Annotated in this window: 12 protein-coding genes; 4 read left to right on the top strand and 8 right to left on the bottom strand. The window is 71.0% G+C overall.

Annotated features, from left to right (window positions below):
* Nucleotides 1-263: 263 nt before the first annotated feature.
* The 3 genes from ACGF0D_RS30140 to ACGF0D_RS30130 all read left to right on the top strand — a co-directional run bounded on the left by ACGF0D_RS30140 (nucleotide 264) and on the right by ACGF0D_RS30130 (nucleotide 5,499).
* Complete coding sequence (locus tag ACGF0D_RS30140; protein ID WP_392921556.1) at nucleotides 264-1,583, top strand: MFS transporter; 1,320 nt, start codon at nucleotides 264-266, stop codon at nucleotides 1,581-1,583.
* A gap of 115 nt (nucleotides 1,584-1,698) precedes the next feature.
* On the top strand, nucleotides 1,699-2,814 hold the full coding sequence (locus ACGF0D_RS30135; RefSeq protein ID WP_392921553.1) for an oxygenase MpaB family protein: 1,116 nt from the start codon (nucleotides 1,699-1,701) through the stop codon (nucleotides 2,812-2,814).
* A 264-nt stretch (nucleotides 2,815-3,078) separates the two neighbouring features.
* Nucleotides 3,079-5,499, top strand: a complete 2,421-nt coding sequence (locus tag ACGF0D_RS30130) for a penicillin acylase family protein (protein WP_392921551.1) — start codon at nucleotides 3,079-3,081, stop codon at nucleotides 5,497-5,499.
* Between the two features lie 309 nt (nucleotides 5,500-5,808).
* Here the strand turns inward: ACGF0D_RS30130 and ACGF0D_RS30125 are convergent, their stop codons facing one another.
* From ACGF0D_RS30125 to ACGF0D_RS30095, 7 genes are all read right to left on the bottom strand, one after another.
* Nucleotides 5,809-7,593 carry an ABC transporter ATP-binding protein gene (locus ACGF0D_RS30125; RefSeq protein ID WP_392921548.1) on the bottom strand — a complete coding sequence of 595 codons (1,785 nt, stop codon included), beginning with the start codon at nucleotides 7,591-7,593 and terminating at the stop codon, nucleotides 5,809-5,811.
* Nucleotides 7,590-9,329, bottom strand: coding sequence for an ABC transporter ATP-binding protein (locus tag ACGF0D_RS30120; RefSeq protein WP_392921546.1), 1,740 nt, complete (start codon nucleotides 9,327-9,329; stop codon nucleotides 7,590-7,592). Before ACGF0D_RS30120 ends, ACGF0D_RS30125 begins: the two co-directional genes overlap by 4 nt.
* 161 nt (nucleotides 9,330-9,490) lie before the next feature.
* Nucleotides 9,491-9,598: a SapB/AmfS family lanthipeptide gene (locus ACGF0D_RS30115; RefSeq protein ID WP_360349727.1), complete on the bottom strand. Its 108-nt coding sequence runs from the start codon at nucleotides 9,596-9,598 to the stop codon at nucleotides 9,491-9,493.
* 144 nt (nucleotides 9,599-9,742) lie between these two features.
* Complete coding sequence (gene lanKC / locus ACGF0D_RS30110; RefSeq protein ID WP_392921543.1) at nucleotides 9,743-12,496, bottom strand: class III lanthionine synthetase LanKC; 2,754 nt, start codon at nucleotides 12,494-12,496, stop codon at nucleotides 9,743-9,745.
* Nucleotides 12,497-12,660: 164 nt separating this feature from the next.
* On the bottom strand, nucleotides 12,661-14,583 hold the full coding sequence (locus tag ACGF0D_RS30105; RefSeq protein WP_392921542.1) for an FtsX-like permease family protein: 1,923 nt from the start codon (nucleotides 14,581-14,583) through the stop codon (nucleotides 12,661-12,663).
* A 3-nt stretch (nucleotides 14,584-14,586) separates the two neighbouring features.
* Complete coding sequence (locus ACGF0D_RS30100) at nucleotides 14,587-15,432, bottom strand: ABC transporter ATP-binding protein (protein WP_392921575.1); 846 nt, start codon at nucleotides 15,430-15,432, stop codon at nucleotides 14,587-14,589.
* Nucleotides 15,433-15,543: 111 nt separating this feature from the next.
* A complete protein-coding gene (locus ACGF0D_RS30095; RefSeq protein ID WP_392921539.1) occupies nucleotides 15,544-16,614 on the bottom strand; it encodes a S8 family serine peptidase in 1,071 nt (356 codons plus the stop codon).
* An 869-nt stretch (nucleotides 16,615-17,483) separates the two neighbouring features.
* Here ACGF0D_RS30095 and ACGF0D_RS30090 point away from each other — a divergent pair.
* Nucleotides 17,484-18,029 carry a LuxR C-terminal-related transcriptional regulator gene (locus ACGF0D_RS30090; RefSeq protein ID WP_392921536.1) on the top strand — a complete coding sequence of 182 codons (546 nt, stop codon included), beginning with the start codon at nucleotides 17,484-17,486 and terminating at the stop codon, nucleotides 18,027-18,029.
* A gap of 312 nt (nucleotides 18,030-18,341) precedes the next feature.
* Here ACGF0D_RS30090 and ACGF0D_RS30085 read toward each other — a convergent pair whose 3' ends face one another.
* A complete protein-coding gene (locus ACGF0D_RS30085) occupies nucleotides 18,342-19,217 on the bottom strand; it encodes a class I SAM-dependent methyltransferase (protein WP_392921533.1) in 876 nt (291 codons plus the stop codon).
* Between the last annotated feature and the right edge of the window lie 85 nt (nucleotides 19,218-19,302).

Genomic DNA, 19,302 nt, shown 5'->3' with positions numbered 1-19,302 from the left:
TGGGGAGAGTGTGGCGCACCGCCTGCCTCGCGTCGAGGGCCGGGCGGCGCGCGCCCCGGCGGCGGGCGCGGCGCTGCTGCGGGGGCTGGGCCGCCGCTGAGCGGCGGGCCCGGCGGGTGCCCGTAGCCGCACCGGTGGCGCTCGGCCCTGTGAGGGGTCGGGCGCCATCGGCGTTCCCGGGGGTTCCGCAAGTCTCTTGATGTGAAGTATCTTGATGTCGAGATTGATGCCGGGATTGATGTCGAGTGCGACGGGGGACCACCATGCGGGGGAACGGACTGATAGCGCAGCTGCGGCGGCCGCCGGGCGGGCGGGACGCGCGGATCATGCTGCTGGCGCAGTGCGTCGACCGGACCGGCACGGGGGTGTGGGCGGCGGCCTCGGTGCTCTACTTCACCTACGTCTGCGGAATGGACGCGCGGCAGCTGGGCCTGCTGCTCGGGGTGGGCGCGGTGGCGGGGATCGCCGGGTCCCCGCTGGCCGGGCGGGCGGCCGAGCGGGTGCCGGTGCGCCTGCTGCTGATCGGCTGCCACCTGCTGCGGCTGGGCGCGATGGCGCTGCTGCTGGTGGTCGACGACTTCGCCGCGCTGCTGCCCGTGGTGGCCCTGATCTGCCTGGCCGAGCGGGCCGCCAAGACGCTGGAGATGCTGTTCGCGACCCGGGTCGCGGGCGAGCGGCGGGCCACCTACCAGGCGCTGTTCCGCAGCGTGGCCAACGCGGGGTACGCGCTCGGGGCGGGCGTCGCGGCGATCGGGCTGGCGGTGGGGACCACGTCCGCCTACCGGGTGCTGATCCTGGCCAACGGGCTCTCCTACGTGCTGGCCGCCCTGCTGGTCTGGCGCACCCGGGAGCCGTCCGGGCGCGGCCTGGTCGCGGCGAAGGCCGGGGACGAGCCCGGCGGGGCGCCGGTCGCCCCGCCGAGCCCCTGGCGTGACCGCGGCTACCTGCGGTTCGTCCTGCTGGACATGCCGCTGAGCCTGGACGACTCGATCCTCAACGTCGGGCTGCCGCTCTGGCTGGTCCACCACACCGGCGCGCCGCACGTCGTCGTCCCGATCTTCCTGGCGCTCAACACGGTGCTCGTGGTGCTGCTGCAACTGCGGGTCTCGGCCTGGGCGGAGGGGCCGCTCGGGGCGGCCGCGGCGGTGCGCTGGTACGGGGTGACGGTGCTGGGCGGCTGCCTGCTGATCGTGCTCGCCACCGGCGCCGGGCCGGTCCTGGCCTCGGTCGCGCTGCTGGCCGCAGCGATCCTGGTCACCCTGGCGGAACTGCTGCGCTCGGTCAGCTCCTGGGAACTGGCGGTCGTGCTGGCCCCGCCGGGCGCCCGGGCCTCGTACCTGGGGGTCGCCGGGATGTCCCAGTCGATGCAGAAGTCGGTCGGCCCGCTGCTGCTCACCGGTGTGGTGATGGCCGCCGGGCCGATCGGCTGGCTCGGGCTCGGCGCGGCGACCGTCGGCCTCGGCGCGCTCCAACGCCGGGCCAGCCTGCGGCGGTTGGCGACGCTGGCCGAGGTGGACGGCGGAGCGGGTGCCGGCGGGGCGGAGGCCGAGCCGGTGCGGTCGACCAAGGCCTCGGTGGGTTGAGCCGGCCCTCGGGCCGTTCAGCGGGCGGCGCGCCCTCGTACGGGTGAGGCTGCCCGGGCGGCCCGGAGCGCGGTGATACGTGTGCGGACCACGTGTCGACTCGACGGAGGACCACATGGCCGCCAACGGCTGGACGGATGACCTGCTCGACCGGATGCGCGGCACCGGCGACCCGCTCGGAGACGCCGCCATCGCCGAGACCTACGAGCTGGGGCAGCAGGAGCAGGTGCGGCAGGCGCTGCTCGGCTTCGGCCGGAACAGCGACGCCGTCCCCGAGGGCCTGCCGCCCAAGCTCCAGCGGTACTTCGAGGAGACCGCGGAGCTGCCCGCCTGGGCCGACCGGGAGCAGATGGCGCGCGGCCACGAACTACTCGGCCGCTACCAGCCGTTGATCGCCTCGATCCTGCTCTGCGGCTCGCTCCCGCTCTGCTACACCTGCGGCAACGGGGCCGAGGTGCTGGCCCGCTCCCAGCGCCTCACCTCCGGGGTGTACCGGCGGCTGGCGGAGACCTCGCAGTTCGTCGTCGACGTGCTCGACGAGGACGGCCTGGGGCCGACCGGCCACGGGCTCCGCTCGGCCCAGAAGATCCGCCTGTTGCACGCCACCATGCGCTACCACGTGTCCCAGCTGGGCGACTGGGACGCCGCCGCCCTGGGCGTGCCCGTCAACCAGGAGGACCTGGCCGGCACGCTGATGAGCTTCTCGGTGCTGATCCCGCAGGGCCTCGCCAAGCTCGGGGTCGAGCTGCTGCCCGAGGACCGGGACGCCTACTTCCACATCTGGCGGGTGGTCGGCCACGTCCTGGGCGTCCACGAGCAGCTCGACCCGGTCAAGTTCGGCGACGGGGCCGCTCTGAAGGACACCGTCATCCGGCGGCAACAGCGTCCTTCGGAGGCCGGGACGGCGCTGACCAAGGGCGTGCTGGACTTCATCAAGGAGGTGCTGCCGGTCCCGCCGGGAACGGGCCCCACGCTGATCCGGCACCTGATCGGGGACGCGTCCGCCGACGTCGTCAAGGTGCCCCCGGCGAGCAGCCTCACCCGACTCGGGCTCGCCGCCGCCACCCTGCCCTCCTTCGGGTACGGCAAGGCGGGCGACACCCTGCCGCCCGCCGCCAAGCTGGCGAGCCAACTGGGGCTGCTGGCCTTCAAGGAGGGGCTGCTGCTGACCAACAAGGGTCGGCGCCGGGAGTGGCAGGTGCCCACCGGTCTGACCGACTCGTCGTCGTGACCGCTCGTCCGCCCGTCAGTCGGGGCGCGGACCCTGATGATCCACAACCGCATCGTCCGACGGAGAAGCGGTGCGGACAGGGAACATCCCTGACCCGAGACGTACACGGATCGTCCAGGGGGCCGAGACCGGGTCGTCCCGAGGGGCGATGACCGGCGGTGCCCGCGACGGCAGTTTGGGGCCATGATGAACGACAGGAAAACGAGTGAGCATCAGTTCCGCTCACGCGCAAGGCGTTTCGCCTCGGGTGCGCTCGCGCTCGGGGTGACATCCGCGCTGCTGACGGCACTGGTACCCGGCGCGGCACAGGCGGCGGATTCCGAGACCGACCGCGGCGGCTGGACCGCCAGGATCAGCCGGACCGAGTACGGCGTCCCGCACGTCCTGGCACACGACTTCGGCGGCCTCGGCTACGGCTACGGATACGCCTTCGCCCAGGACAACCTGTGCCAGCTCGCCGACCAGGTGGTCACCGCTCGCGGCGAACGCTCGCGCCACTTCGGCCCCGACGGCCAGTCCGTCGACCGGGTCGGCAACCTGGTGAGCGACACCTACCAGCAGGGCGTGCTGCGCACGGGGACGGTCAAGCGCCTGCTGGCCACCCCCGCGCCGCTCGGCCCGACCGACGAGGCGCGGCAACTGGTGGACGGCTACGTCGCCGGATACAACCGCTACCTGCGCGACACCGGCCCCGACCACCTGCCGGACCCGTCCTGCCGGGGGAAGGACTGGGTCGGGCCGATCACCGCGGACGACCTGTGGAACATCCTCTACGAGGTCAACACCATGGCGGGCAGCGCCGCCGCCAAGAAGCAGATCGCCACGGCCGTCCCGGGCGCCGGGGCCGCGCCTGCCGTCGGGGCCGGGCCCACCGTCGGGGCCGCGCCCACCGCCGGGGTCGGGCCCACCGCCGGGGCCGGGCCCGCCGGCGAGACGTCCGAGCAGGCGGCGGCCGTACCCCTGATCGGCGCTCCCGGCCGATCCGCCGACAACCCCGAACTCGGCAGCAACGCCTGGGCGATCGGGCGCGACGCCAGCCGCAACGGCAACGGTCTGCTGCTCGCCAACCCCCACCTCCACTGGGCCGGCCCGGAGCGCTTCTACCAGGCCCAGCTGACCATCCCCGGCGTCCTGGACATCGCCGGCGCGGGACTGTACGGCATCCCGTTCCTCCAGATCGGCCACACCCGCGGCCTCGCCTGGAGCCACACCACCAGCTACGCGGACCACTACGCCCTCCACCGGCTCACCCTGGTGCCCGGCGACCCGACCGCCTACCTGGTGGACGGCAAGGTCGAACGGATGGTGCAGGAGAAGGTCCAGGTCGCCGTCCGGGCCGCCGACGGGACGCCCACCACCGTCGACCGGACCGTCTACCGCTCCCGCCTCGGCTACGTCCTCGCCGACGGCTGGACCGGACAGTACGCCTACACCTTCGGCGACGCCAACGCCGAGAACCTCCGCTCGCTGAACCAGTGGCTGGCGGTCGGCCGCGCCCAGAACCTCGACCAACTGCGCCAAGCCCAGCGCACCTACCAGGGCCTCCCCTGGGTGTACACCACGGCCGTCGACTCCACCGGCACCACCTGGTTCACCGACGCCTCCGCCGTCCCCCACCTCCCCGACGAGCAACTCGGCCGCTGCCTCGCCGCGGTCACCCCCCTCGGGCCGGTCCTGGACGGCTCGACCACCGCCTGCGACCCGGGCAGCGACCCGGACGCGCTCGTGCCCGGGGTCTTCGGCCCCGCCAACCAGCCGAGCCTGACCCGCACCGACTACGTCGCCAACGCCAACAACGGCCCGTACCTGACCAACGCGGACGCGCCGATCACCGGCCTGCCCACCGTCTACAAGGGCGCCTCCGAACGGATGCTGCGCTCGCAGCTGAGCCTGCGCATGATCGCCGAGCGCAGGTCCGGCACCGACGGCCTCGGCGCCCCCGGCTTCACCCTCAACACACTCCAGGCGACGATGTTCGGCAACCGGGTGCAGAGCGCCGAACTCGACCGCGACGACGCCGTGACCCTCTGCCGCGCCCACCCGGTGATCGCCGGCTCCGACGGCAACCCGGTCGACGTCCGCCCGGCCTGCGACGTACTCGCGGCCTGGGACACCCGGGCCGACGCCGACAGCCACGGCACCGTGCTCTGGCAGGCCTACCGGGACGCGCTCGCACGCACCGGCACGACGGCCTGGCAGACCGTCCCCGCCGACCCCGCCCAGCCGCTGACCACCCCGCGCGGCATCGACGCCGCCAACCCCGACGCCCAACGCGCCCTGGCCGACGCGGTCAAGGACCTGGCCACCCGCGGCCTCCCCGTGGACGCCCCGATCGGCAGCGTCCAGCGCTGGGCGGGCATCCCGCTGCACGGCTGCTCCCACCAACTGGGCTGCTTCAACGTGGTCATGACGGCCGGGCCGGACTCCGGCACCGGAGGCGGCACCTACCCGACCGACCTCCGCACCGTCCCGCACGGCGCCAGCTTCGTGATGGCGACCGAACTCACCGACCACGGCCCGCGCACCCGCACCCTGCTCACCTACGGCGAGTCCGCCAACCCGACCTCACCCCACTACACCGACCAGACCCGCGCCTACGCCCGCAAGCAGTGGATGACCGAGCGCTTCACCGAAGCGGAGATCCGCACCGCCCCGGGCCTCACCGTCACCACGCTCCGGCGCTGACCCGCCACCGCCACCGACCGCACGCCGGGCGGCCGCCGCTCCCGCAACGGCGGCCGCCCGCGCGCGGACCTGGCGGGGCGCCCTCGGCAGCAGCCGGGACGCCCCTCCGCGCAGTACGCCGAGATCGCCGAGCAGCGATCCGGTCGCCGGCAAGCGGGCGGTCCCAGACGTCGAGCGGGACCGAGAGCACCAGCAGGGTCACACCCTCCGGCGTAGACAGAGAGTGTCCAAGCGCAGAGTGGATTCAACCTCCGGATGCTCCCGATCGCTCTGCCCGTCTGACCAACGACGATCACACACCGTCAGAACTCAGGCCCGTTCCTCGTGAGTGCATACCTTCGCGGTCCACAGCCCGACGAGATCGCGGTAGAGAGCGGACTCCGCGAGCATCTGATCGTGGCTCCCGATCTGCGGGATCCCGCCGTCCAGCACCATCACCCGATCCGCGGCCCGAGCCGAGCTGATCCGGTGGGCGATGACGAACAACGTGCCGGGGCGCTCCCGCATCGCCTCCTCCGCACGGGCCTCCGCCGCTGGGTCCATATGGCACGTCGCCTCGTCAAGCACGATCAGCCGGGCCGGCGAGAGGTAGGCGCGTGCCAGGGCGATCAGCTGGCGCTGGCCGGCGGAGAGGGCATCGGGGTCCACGAGACCGTCGTAGCCATCGGTCGTGGACACCAGGTCCGTCAGGCCGAACTCCGTGACCGCGCGGTTCATCCGGTGGTCGTCCGCTGGACCGTCTGCCAGGTAGCCGAGGTTCTCACGGAGCGTCCCGGTGAAGACGTACGCCTCCTGTGGCAGATAGGCCCGCAGCGCGGCCTGCTGGACGGGCGCGAGTGAGGTGAGGTCGACGCCGTCGAGGACGACCCGGCCGCGGGTGGGCCCGTAGGTGCCGGCCAGCAGGGAAGCCAGTGTCGACTTGCCGATACCACTGGGGCCCACGACCGCGATGTGCTCGCCGGGCGCCACGTGCAGGTCGATGTCGCTGAGGACGTCGTTCGCGGCCCCCGGATAGGAGAAGGACACCGACTCCAGGACCACCTCGACCCCGGGGTCTCCCTCCCCGACTCCAGTGGAGGATACAGAGGCGGGGACAGCCGGTGCGGGCGTCGGCCCGGCGCCGCCCGGCCGCGGACCCGGGGCATCCAGCAGCCGCCCGAGCGTGACGAATAGCCTGATGCCCGTAGTGCCCACGCCCTGGACCAGGGTCTGCACCGCAGGGCGCAGGCTCTGCGCGAGATAGGTCAGTATGCCCAGGATCGTGCCCGCGCTCATGGCCTGGGCTCCCCACTGTGCCCACAGCAGGACCAGGACCAGCGGCACCCAGCCGCCCACCCCGAGAGCGAGGGTGCGTAGCGCGGCCAGGCGGGCGAGTACGGTCTCCGCGCACGCGTTCTCCTCCGCCGCGTCGTCGAGCCGCCGCAGAGCCCGTTCCTCCAAGCCGTATGCGGTGATGTCCCGCAGTCCCGCAGAGAGCCGCCAGGCCTCGTGTGCGAGGGATTCGGTCGCGAGGGTGCTGCGCATCTGGGTGCGGACCACCCCGCGCAGGGACACCAGATAGCAGCCGACGCCGACGGCCACGGGGGCGAAGACCAGCAGGGCAACCGTCGGCTCCAGTGTGAGGATGCCGACGCACACACCGACGAAGGAGAAGGCGAAGCGGCCCACCACCGCCACCAGGCTGCCCGCCGCTTCCCGCACGATCTCGACCTGGCGGGTGAGCCGTGCGACGCCGGAGCGGTCCTGCTCCACGCGGCCGCCGGTCAGCGCGTGTCGCAGTGTGCCCTCCACCGTGCGGGTCACCAGCGCGTCACGCAGGGGCTCGACGAGGGCCGCGGTGCTCAGGAGCGCTCCACGGGCCCCGAACGCACCCACCGCTGAGGACACGGCAAGCAGAGTCAGCCACCCAAGGCCCGCCAAGGGTTCGCCGGCCAGAAATCCCCGGTCGATGGCCAAGGCCACGAAGTGCCCAGCCGCGAAGGCGGGCAGGGACTCCACACCTGTCCACATCAGGACGCGGAACAGCGTGCGGCGGTCGCCACGCAGTCGCTGCAGCAGATATCGCCCCGCAGTGTGGTTACCGGCGGAGCTCATCGGGTCGCTCCCGCCGCGTCCAGGGGTGTGCGGGCTGCGGGCCGTTCCTGGAATATCGCCCGGTATCCGGGTAGTTCCCACAGCTCGCTGTGCGTTCCGGTCGCGCGTACCTGCCCCGCGTCAAGCCAGACCACGGTGTCGGCGCGGGCCGCGCTGGAGGCCCGGTGGGCGACGACCACCCGCGTTGCCCCCGAGGTGTCGGTGGCCAGCGCCCGGTCGATCTCGTACTCCGTGGCCATGTCCAGGCTCGATGTGGCGTCGTCGAGCAGCACGAGCCGGGCGGGCCGTACAAAGGTCCGGGCCAGGCCGATCCGCTGCATCTCGCCGCCCGACAGGGCCACGGACTTGACGCCGGTGCCGTATCCGTCCGGCATCTTCTCGATGAAGGACGCGGCGCGGGCGAGCTCAGCGGCGCGGGCCACGTCCTCGAGCGTGGCATCGGGCGCACCGGCCGCGATGGTGTCCGCGATGGTGTCACCGATCAGCTCGGGTCGCTCGAAGGCGAAGACGACCGAGCGCCGCAGCGCTGTCCTCGACAGCGTCCGCACGGGCACACCGTCCAGGTACACGGCGCCGTCGTCGGGGTCGAAGAGGCGGCCCATGACTGCCGCCACCGTGGACTTTCCCGAGCCCGACCGTCCGACGAGCGCCACCACCTCTCCGGGCGGTACAGCGATGTCGAGGCCTGACAGGACGGTGCGCCCAGCGCGCCGTACGGTCACGTTCTTGAGTTCGACGCCCAGGCCCGTGGAGGTGACGGGCCCGGGTAGTTCTGCCGCGCCGTACTCCAGGGGTGGAAGCGCCGCGTACGTTGCCAGTTGCTCCGCTCCGGACCGGGCCCGGGCGAGTTGGTTGACGAACAGTACGGTCATGCCGAGGCCGGTGCCGATGGCCGCGTACTCCGATGCCGCCAGCAGTTGCCCGGAGGAGATGCGGCCGCGGCAGAGTTCGAGCCCGGCGGTGGCGACGACGACGATGTGCAGAAGGGGGAACAGCATGTTGCCCTGCGCGGTGACCTTGGCCTGGAGCCGCCAGAGCGCGTCCCCGCTACGGCGCAGCCGCGGCAGCGGCTCCACCACGCGGGCCACTTCGCGCTCCAGGGTGTGGGACGCGGCGATGGTGCGAGCGCCGCCGAGCGCCTCCGCGAGCCGGCTCGACACCGTGCTCTGCTCCTCCAGGTAACGGGTGACCATGAGGGAGCTGTCGGCGGCGAACGACCTGAGACACCAGGCGACGACGGGCAGGCTGCAGGTGAAGACGAGCCCGATCCACGGGTCCGTCCACCACAGCATGAACAGGCTCACCAGCGTCGGAAGCAGGGAAAGTACCAGCCACACCGCCGCGTTGGTCCCCATGGCTGCCGCGGCGGCGCTTTCCAGGACGCAGGCCGCGAAGCCGCCCGGCCCTCCGCCGGTCCGTGGGCGCGGTCCCGCATCCACGAGCCGTCTGGCGGCCGTCCGCCGGTAGAAGAGCGCCGAGCGCGCCTGCACCACGCCGGCCCGGTAGTCGCTGTACACCTCGAACGCCACGTAGACCACCACCAGGGCCAGGCAGGCCGCCAGCCACCGGCCGAGGTCGGCGCCGCCGACGAGTGCGTCGACCGCCTTGCCCAGTACGGCCGGCAGTGCGAGCTGGGCGACGGCGCTCACACACCCGGCGGCGGCGAGCACGGCGGCGCCGGCGGCCTGGGCGCGCGCCGCGGTGCGCAGCAGTCGTATCCCCGTACCACCCACCACTGGTCTCCACCTCGTTCGTGCGGATCACGGCGGCTGAGCGCCGGCCCCGGATGTGGCGAGCGCCTCGGGGGACTTCTCGTCTCCCCGAGGCGCTGCCGGAAGTCCGGGCGGCGGCGGTCGCGGTGGGCCGCCGTCCACCCGGACGGACATCTCGATCAGCCTCAGCAGAACACCCAGCTGTGGCTGGAACAAGTCGCGCTGTTCGAGCTGCCCAGCGGCTGCGCGGACGTGTCCGGCAGCTCAAGCCCCTGAAGGTCGAGGATCGCCATGAGTTTCCCTCCCCTCGGTTCGTCTTTCGTCGTCACGGCCCGTACGGCCGCGAGCCGACTCGGGATCAGCAGAAGATGTAACTGGAGTTGCTGCAGTTGTTGCTGACACCGCTCATGGGCGCCATCTCGTCGTCCTCGGACAGCTCAAGACCCTGAAGGTCGAGCACCATCGGGTTCACCTCCCCTCGTGGATCGATCCGTGTTGCCCCGCCCGTGGTCCGGGTGGGAAGTCTTGGGGGTACCGCTGGGGAGGACGCTGGACAGCAGGGGGAGTCCGGGGTGCTCCCGGCCCAGGGCCACCGCCAGGGCGGTGAGCACGCCGGCGTTGCCGGTCGACAGGTCCATGGACAGCCGCATGAGCATTTCGCCGGGGAAGGCGAGGCCGTCCTCGTAGGACAGGGCGTGCAGGTTGAGAAGGCCGATCTGACGGTCGAGATCGGCACGGCTTGCCTCACTGGGGCGCGTCCTGGCGCGTTCGGCGAGGTACAGGACGATTCCGGCCCGCCCGTTGAACAGGTCGGACTGCACGTAGAACTGGGACGAGGCGGCGCATGCGATCGCGTCCGAGGCGGTGACGAGCTGTTCGTCCGAGTCGTGCCGGAGGTACTGGTCCAGAACCAGACCGATGCCGACGCTGCCGGTCGAGAGGTACGGCATGGTCCGCCATCCCTCGTTCACGTGCATCATCCCGTTGTCGCGTGTGGTGCAGCGGCGCAGGTCTTGTTCGAGGGCGGTGCGGGACAGCCGCAGGTACTCTCGGTCGCCGGTCCTCTCGTACAGGCGGAGGAAGAAGAGGGCTGGGCCGGAGGAGCCGCGCATCAGCCCGGCGTAGGGGTGTGTGCCCCCACTGGTGGTGGCGACGGATTCGGCCGCGCCTAGCCGGTCGGAGATGAGCTCGGCAGCGCGCAGGTACTCGGTGTCGCCCGTCCTCCGGCTGAACGCCAGGAGGTTGAGCCCGATGCCGGCCAGACCGCCTTTGAGGTCGCTGCCGAGCATCTCCCACTTCTCCTTGAGACACACGGCGAGCAGCTCGCGCGCGGTGTCCTCGTCGCCGAGCCTCAGCAGGGCGTGGGCCACCCCGTGCATGCCGTCGTACAGGCCGAGCCGGTCCTGCGGGCGGGGCGTCAGAGCGCGTTGTGCGAGCCATGTGCGGTACTCGGGCGGAAAGTCGACCCCGGCGTCGAGGAGTGCGAGGAGCACGCCGGCGGCCCCGTGCTGAAGGTTCAGAGCCCCGGTGTGGAACTGCTCGATGTCACCGGGAAACAGCCGGTCGTCGCGCGAGGGGGTCGCGCTGCTCAGAATGGCCCGGCCGAGCGCGTCACGCAGCCGCGGCCACTGCTCGGGGTCGGCGGTGATCCGCGGTATCCGGTCCAGCGCGGTCTCCGGCCGACGGCGCGAGGTGGGCGCCGGGCTGGCGGTGATCCTCTCGACCGCCTCGTCGAGGTACCCCGGGGGCAGCGGGAACACCTGCCGGATGTACTCGACGAAGTGGTGTGCCTTCCCGAAGTCGTGTCGAAGCAAGGTGGTGAGCGGCATGAACAGCGAGAGCCGCAGACAGCCGAGTGCGTAGTGGTCGTGGTCGAATCCGGTACGGTCGGCCGGCGCCGCGAACGCCGGGTTCACCAGGCTGGGCTTCACCCCTGCCTCGACGTCCGATGCCACCTCGTAGTCGATCAGCGAGACTTTGCCGTCTTCGCCCACCAGGATGTTGAAGGGGTGCAGGTCACCGAAGACGATGCCGCGCGCATGGATCTCGGCGACGATGGCCTCGGTCTGCCGCGACACCTCCAGGGCCCACTCGGTGTAACGCACCGCTTCGGCAGGGTCGGTCTCCCTCTCGTTGAGCGGGTAGCGCAGGGCGAAGGTCCTGCTGAGCGTCTCCCCCTCGACGAACTCCTGCACGAGGAAGTGGTGACCTCCCCACTCGAAGTAGTCGATGAGTTCGGGTACGCCCGCGATGCCCTTGAGCCGCTCCAGGATGTCCCTCTCGTGACGCAACCGGTGCACCGCGTCCGCCGAATCCAGGGTCAGCCCGGCGTGGGGGCGGGCCTCCTTGAGGATCACCTTGCGGCCGCTCTCCCGGTGCCGGGCCTCGTACAGTCCGCCCGCGTTGGAGAAGTGGACGGCGCGTTCGACGGTGTAGGCGATGTCGTCCGTGGTGCCGCTCTTGCGTGCCTCGAGGTGAGGGGCGAAGAACTCCGGCACGGTGACCCACGCCGGGACGTGGAAGACCGGGTCGCGGCGGTCGGGTACCAGGGTGCCGTGGTCGTCCTCGATGGCGCCGACAAGTGCGCCCGTCTCCGAGATGCAGTGCCGCTCGATGAATCCGCCGTAACGCACGTACAGCGGACCGTTTCCCCAGCGCAAGTCACTCAGAATGTACGGCCCTTCCTGGCCGTCGAGCTCCTGGCCGAGCTCTTCAAGAGTAGTCCGCAGAATCCGCTCGTCCAGCGGGTAGACGGTGATGAACTTCCCGCTGGACCCGCGGTCGGAGTACTTGAGATTCCGATTCTTCAGGACGTGGCGCCCGGAAAGGTACTTGAAGGATATGTCGCGCGGCACGCAGTAGCGGTACACGGATTCCAGCACGGCATCTGCGTTGGCGCCTGTCGCCGAGACATGGATCTTCCATCCCTGCATCGGAAGCCGCTGCTCGGGCGGATTGCAGACGATCCAGTCCTCCTTGGCGAACTTGGTCCATCCAGGAGGGAGTCCGATGGAATCCGCGGCGAAGGCGAGTTTGGCGATCTCTTCGGTGCTCGCCTTCCGATCCGACCGGTCGTAGAAATAGCGGTCTGCCAGACAGTAGACGTCGTAGCGCTTGTCCAACATTCCCCCTGGGATCTCCCGGTGTTTCACTGACGGGAATATCTTCACCCGTCGAAGGATGTCGAACAAGTGTGTTCCCCATGGCTGTGCACATGGATTACGCATGAGGGATCGAGCTGGTTCACGGATCTGTCGCGGGGTGATTTCAGGGCCACGCAAAGGCCGCCGGCCCGAACGGATCCCACCGTTCGGGCCGACGGCCCCGGTCCTGTCGGGCCTGCGCGGCCCCTCCGTCACCCGGCTCCGCGCAGCGCGGCGGACGGGCGCTGGCGAAGGGCGATGCGCGTGGTGGACACGCCGGTGGCGAGAGCGAGGACGCCCGCGCCGCCCAGGATGAGGGCGAGCGTGGCGCCTTCGAGGCGCGGGTACGACGAGCCGGTCAGGGCCTGGCTGAACACCGCGAGAACGGCCCCCGCGACCAGCGATCCGACCAGGAGCGCGGTCAGCACGATCACGGCGGTCTCCAGGAGCATCATGCGGGCGACCTGTCTGCGGGTGGCGCCCACGAGACGCAGCAGGGCGAACTCTCCGGAACGTTCCATCGTCGTCATCACCAGCGTGTTCACGACCGAGATCGACGTGAAGACCGTCACCACCCCGAGGAGCAGGTAGGTGACGGTCATCGAGGCGTCCTGGCGGCGCAGGGCCTCGGCCCGGTAGGCCTCGCGGTCGAGCACCCGCCAGGACGGCTCGGCCCGGCGCAGTGACGCGAGGCTGTCGTCCATCTGCCGCTCCCGGCCGGGCTGGGCGCGCACGTACACCGCGTTCGGGTGCAGCGGCCTGTCGTACAGGTGCCCGGCCGCGAGAGGCTGAGACAGGACGGCATCGCCAAAGCCGCGGGAGCGGCTGTACACGGCGGCGACCCTGGCCTTCGCAACCTGGTTGTCCTCCAGGGCGACGCGCACCTCGTCGCCCGCCCGAACGTGGGCGCGCCGGGCCAGGTCCTCGCTCAGCGCGACCTCCCCCGCGCCCAGTTGGCCCATGCGGCCCTGGATGACGCCCAGGTCGAGGACCTCGTCCAGCGGTCCGTCCGAGACGATCTGTGCGATGCCGCCGGGGCCCGACTGCCAGGACTCGGAGTCGCCGACGACCTTCACATAACTGCCCGTGGTGGCAACCGCGGTACCAACTCCCGCAGCACCGCCGATCGTTGCTGCGGCCGAGTCCGGAAGTCCGCCACCGGCCCTCTGCACGATCCGCTCGGCCACCATGCGCTGCCGGTCCTGCTCCGACACTTCGTGCCACTTCATCTGCGGTACGAACAGGGCCACGGCGGCGAACGCGACGGTGAGGGCAAGCGGGGTGGCAGCGGTGCCGAGTCGGCGGAAGGCCATGGTGAGGTTGGTCCTCACCAGCAGTCCCATCACCGGGAACAGGAGCTGGCAGAGCAGGCCGAGCACGCTGCCGGCCAGCTTGCCGATCCAGGGGGCGAGCAGCCCGACGGCAGTCATCAGCACCATGACCATGGACCCGGCCGTGTTCGCGGCGTCAGAGCCCCCCGATCCCTTGATCGCCGCGAGCCCCCAGACACCCCCGATCAGGACCATGAGCCCGAGGCACGTACGGACCGCACCCACCCGGCGTCGCGGCACCGAGGCCTCGCCCAGAGCCTGGACGGCGCGCACCCGAGACGCCCGCCGGCCGCTGCTCCACACCGCGACCTCGGCGGTCACCCAGCAGATCAGCACCGCGATCGAGATGCTCGCCGGCCCGAACTGGAGACGGAAGGCGCCGGGAATCAGGCCCTGGGCCACCAGAAAGGCCCGCAGTCCCACGGCGAGCAGCAGGCCGAGCCCACAGCCTGGGACGGCGGCGAGGACGGTCACGACGAGCGCCTCGTAGGCGACCATCCGACGGACCTGGCCGGGGGTCGCGGCGACGGCCCGCAGCAGGGCGATCTCCCGGGTTCGCTGCTGGACGGACAGGGCGAAGGCGCCTGAGATCGCGAAGGTCATGACGAACAGGCAGATGAAACCGAAGGGCACGACGAACGACACCACGTCCGCGCCGCCCTGCCCCGGCGTGGCCCGGTGGCCGGAGTCGAGCAGCACCCCGCAGGCTGTGACCAGTGCCTGCGCGCAGACCATGGCCACAAGGGATCCGGCGAACGAGACCTTGCGGGCGCGGACGGACCACCACGCCAGGAGGAACAGCATGGATCAGGCCCCCAGTCCCGCGATGCGCTCGGCGATGGTGCCGGCGGACGCCCCGTGCAGGACCTCGGTGACCTTGCCGTCCGCCAGGATCAGTACGGAGTCGGTGTACGAGGCGGCCACCGGGTCGTGAGTGACCATCAGGACCGTCTGGCCGACGTCGTCCACGAGACCGCGGAGCAGTTCGAGGACCTTGCGGGCCGAGGTGGTGTCCAGGGCGCCGGTGGGTTCGTCGGCGAAGACCACCTCGGGGCGGGTGATCAACGCGCGGGCGATGGCCACCCGTTGCTGCTGGCCGCCGGAGAGTTCGGCCGGCCGGTGACCGCGTCGATCGGCGAGCCCGGTGTAGTCGAGCAGTTCCTCCAGCCAGGGCCGGTCGAGCCGGACGCGCCGGCCGGCCAGCCGCACCGGAAGCGTGATGTTCTGCTCGGCGGTCAGCGCGGGCAGCAGGTTGAACCCCTGGAACACGAAGCCGATCCGCTCGCGCCGCAGCACGGTCAACTCCCGTTCGCCCAGCGGCCCCAGATCCCGGCCGCCGATCTCGACGGTGCCGTGGTCGGGGCGGTCCAGACCCGACGCGCAGTGCAGGAAGGTGCTCTTGCCGGAGCCGGAGGGTCCCATCACGGCGGTGAACGTCCCGTACGGCAGTTGCGCGGTGACCCCGTCGAGCGCCGTCACGGCGGACCCGCCGCTTCCGTGCACCTTGCGCACGCCATCGAGGCGCACCGCCCAGGGCCGCTCCCTCGGTGGCGGTTCGGCACCATCCCGCGACCGGTGCTGTGCGGCCCGTCCTAAGTGATGGCCGGCTTCGGTGCCTGCGTGCTCGCTCACGTGCGCTCTCTCTCGCTTCAGTACGTACTGCCTGGTGACCGCCGGCCACCCGCACAGGATTCCGTTCGTCGTGACACGACTGCCATCACGCGGTCGTGCCGAGCCGGGGGCGCGGGGCGGCCGGAAGTCGGTTCACCGCACGGCCCGCGCCAGGACTCGGACGAATCGGGGCACGTCGACCGTACCCCAGCCACTGGCCGTGTCGAAGCCAGAGCCCGCAGTGAACCCGGGGACCTCGGCATAGGTGTTGGAGCCCTCGGTGACATCGACGATTCCGGCGGCGGGCCCGGCCGCTCCCAGCCGGTAGAGCGTGGGGTTGATGTCGCCCATCGGCCCGTGGTGCAGCTGCACCGCGAGGGCGAGCACACCGGCGAAGAGCGGTGCCGACTGGGAGGTGCCGGCCGCCCCCTGCATCACGATATCCGGGACCGAACGGCCGGATTCCATGTCACCGGCCGTGGCCGGGCGTTGCCATTCCGGGCGCGCGAACAGCGACGAGTGCCCGGCCCCCGACTTGGGCCACAGCGTGTCGGGAGAGGTGCGATGGCCCTGCGCGTCGACGTGCAGCAGGGACCCTCCGACGGCGGTCACCCGGGGGTCGGACGCGGGCCAGGCCACTACGCGCCGGGGGTGGTGCTGGTCCGGGTGGTCACGCAGCGGGCCGCTGGCCCCCGTGTCCCCCGAGGAGGCGACCAGGGTCATGCCCGCCGCGCGCGCCCGGTCGAACGCGGCACCGTAGGCGAGCATGGACGCGGGGTCCGCGAAGTTCTGCTCGACGGAGCCGAAACTCATGGACACCACGTCCGCCAGGCGGTGCCGCGTGAGGTGGTCCAGGACATGCATCATCTCGGGCATGCCGCTCTCGCCCTGCGTCTCGTCCACGGGCGAGGCGGCGACCACGATGCGGGCCTGCGGGGCCAGCGAGTGAATCATGGCGACATCGAGCCGGGTCTCCGACACCCACGCCTGACAGTTCTTCGTGTCGACGCCGGGAGAGGTGCAGGACGGCGGCTTCCCCAACGGCTCGACCCGCCGGATGTCGACAGCGGGAAGCCCGTACTGCGCGTCGTAGTCCGCCATGAACTGCTCCAGGCTCGGGTCCCCGTACGACACGAGCACCGCGACCGTGGTGCCGCGGCCCGTGACCCCCTGCCGCCACAGCTCGTCCACGCGATAGGGCACGGCTATCGAGGGCTCGCGCACGCCAGGGTCGTCGGCTGCCCGTGCGCGGCCGACGGTGTCCGCCGAGGCCGGACCGATACCGGTAAAGAGCAGGCCAACTACGGCGAACAGGCCACCAATGCACCGCCACGTACCGCCACCGCGCACGCTCCTTCTCCCGGACCCCATATCGCTGTCTCCCCTCACCCGACGCGTCCTGTCATTACAGGATCGATCCGCCGGGCGGCCGGGATACGACTCGGCGGCACACTCGTGGGTTATCCACGGGGAGTTGCACACCGCCCCGTAGCCCGTGCGACCACGGCCGGTGCGAGTCAGTGGCCAAGGCGGGACATTGCCTGCTCCGGACGGCGGCCACCGGCTACCGCACTGTCCGGCACCGCGGTCCACAACTGCCGGGCATGCGCCTCGCCAGCATGATTGTCTCAAAAAAGGTGGTTCAACTTGGCGGCGCACGAACGCCCACCGACTCTCTCTACGTCAGCCACATCGAACCTCCACTTCCGCTTCATTGTGGCGGTGCACCCCGTGTGTACCTCGATGTGCCATCTCAGTCACACGAGTTGACGGACGTGAACGATCGACTTAGCATCCTGCGGGTCAATCAATTCTTGCTCGGGGACCGAGACTTGACTAAGCATCAGCCTGTGGAGCAAAGGTGTGTGACGCCCAGCGCTAACCCTGGCCGAGCATGTGCCTGACTTTCTCTAGTTTGGGGGGGGAATTTCATGAGCATCACGCAAAGCGGAGCAGGCCGACAGAGCCACGCGGCATATGGGGCGAAACCTTCATTGCTGGCTGCGGGCCGACTGCCGGGCAGCACCGAACTAGACGCTATCGGCGTACTGATTCTCGCCCAGGGGACCCTCGCACGCAGCGGCATCGCTGCCATGGTCTCCTCCCGGGCGGGCATCCGGGTGCTTGGGGACGCGGAGGACGTCACCTCTGTGCCGGGTGACAACCTACTGAACCCCGATGTGGTGGTTCTCTGTCTCGCCGATGACAGCAGAGCCGCGTTCGAGAAGCTCCGTAGAGCACGCGAGGCCTTCCGGGCGAGCGCAATCCTTTTGGTCATAGGAGCGATCTCAGCGGGCGGCACACAGCGCGCCCTCAAGGCCGACGTGTCAGGAGTGATCTCCGACGACGTCACTGCCGACGAACTCGTCGAGGCGATCAGGCACCTGAGCTGCGGTCGGCGCATCGTCGGCACCGACATCGCCGTCATGGGCAGCGCACAGACGCCGAACCCACTGACCCCGCGGGAGTCCGAGATCCTCGGTCTGGCGGCCGAGGGCGAGAGCCCCGCGGACACGGCGGACCACCTCCACCTGTCCGTTGGGACCGTACGCAACCATCTACTGTCCGCCGTGCAGAAGACGGGCGCCAGGAACCGCATGGATGCGGTCCGGATCGCCCGCGCCAGGTCCTGGCTCTGACTTGTCTGGTCCTACTCTCTTCGGGACGGGGCGAATAACGTCGTCCTGCCCCGCCGCGGTCCGTACGGTCCTGCTTGGCCCAGCCCCGCAGCCCTTTCGGGCTCACATCCAGCTCCCGCACGATCTCGGCGACGTTCCGATGCGGCGAGGATCGGCCGCAACCGGATCCTCGCCGCCGGCCGCCGGGCCGTCGAGGTGCTGCACCACCTGGTCTTCGCCGCGCGATCGGCCCTGGAGGGCCTGTGACAGGCACGGTGTCGGTCCTGGGCCCGCCCGCAGCAGCTATGGACGGGCTCAGGCCCAACTCCGGTGTCAGATACGGGTCGCGGTGACGACGTGGTAGTCGAGGAGGTTGTCGCGCCAGGCGGTGAGGAAGTGGCGGGACCAGTGGGCGGTGGGGACGGTGTCGGTGAGGTAGCGGTCGAGGCCCGGCCAGACGTGGGTGCCGATGGATTCGGTGGTGATGTCGGTGAAGCCGTGGCGGGTGAGGTCGGTGGTGAAGCCGTCGAGGGGGTGGGGGATGTCGAGGCCGTCGGCGAAGCTGGCGAGCATGATCTTGAGGCGTTCGGCGGCGTCGGGGCCGGGGGCGGTGAAGAAGGTGGTCACGACGAGTCGGCCGCCCGATCGCAGGACGCGGGCGGATTCGCGGGCGAAGCCGTTGAGTTCGCGGAAGTGCTGGGCGGCCTCGACGGAGAAGACGCCGTCCAGGTAGCCGTCGGAGAAAGGGAGTTCGTCCGCCGCGCCGAGGGTGTACGCCAGCCGATCGGGGTACGTGGCCAGGGCTCTCGCGTTGACGGCGCGGGCGCGCTCGATCTGGTCGGGGTGGATGTCCACCCCGGTCACCGCCGCGAAGCGGAACTCCCGCAGGGCGAGAGCGCTTCCGAGGCCGCGCCCGCAACCCACCTCCGCCAGCCGCAGCCGTTCGCGTGGTTCGGGGAACTCCCGCAACACCCGCCGGTACAACTGTTCCTGGCTGCGTACCCGGTCCTCGGGGGTCGGGGCGGTGAGGTCGATGCCCTGCCAGTAGCCGAAGTTGATGAATCCTCCGGCGAACGACGGTGCGGTGCTGAGGTCGTCGGTGCCGTAGGTCCGGCGCACGGTCGGGGGGATGCGGTTGTGGTCCATGGGCCGCTGGGTCTCCTGCTCGGTGGGTGCCCGGCCGTCGGGCGCGCCGAGGTACGTACCCAAACCTGTGGTGGTCCGAACACGGTACGTGATGGCGGGGGTTCCGGGGGACGGTGGGGGCGCGGTGGTGTCCCGAGGGGCTCGGGGC

Source organism: Kitasatospora sp. NPDC048298, assembly GCF_043201465.1.
Lineage (GTDB): Bacteria > Actinomycetota > Actinomycetes > Streptomycetales > Streptomycetaceae > Kitasatospora.
Note: the sequence above shows the minus strand (reverse complement) of the source record. Positions and strands in the feature narration are given on the sequence as shown.

Bases quoted from the DNA above. Each gene is read 5' to 3' on its own strand.
- ACGF0D_RS30090 (WP_392921536.1), top strand. From the start codon at position 17,484: ATGGTCTCCTCCCGGGCGGGCATCCGGGTGCTTGGGGACGCGGAGGAC.
- ACGF0D_RS30135 (WP_392921553.1), top strand. From the start codon at position 1,699: ATGGCCGCCAACGGCTGGACGGATGACCTGCTCGACCGGATGCGCGGC.
- ACGF0D_RS30105 (WP_392921542.1), bottom strand. From the start codon at position 14,583: ATGCTGTTCCTCCTGGCGTGGTGGTCCGTCCGCGCCCGCAAGGTCTCG.
- ACGF0D_RS30115 (WP_360349727.1), bottom strand. From the start codon at position 9,598: ATGGCGATCCTCGACCTTCAGGGGCTTGAGCTGCCGGACACGTCCGCG.
- ACGF0D_RS30125 (WP_392921548.1), bottom strand. From the start codon at position 7,593: ATGAGCTCCGCCGGTAACCACACTGCGGGGCGATATCTGCTGCAGCGA.
- ACGF0D_RS30140 (WP_392921556.1), top strand. From the start codon at position 264: ATGCGGGGGAACGGACTGATAGCGCAGCTGCGGCGGCCGCCGGGCGGG.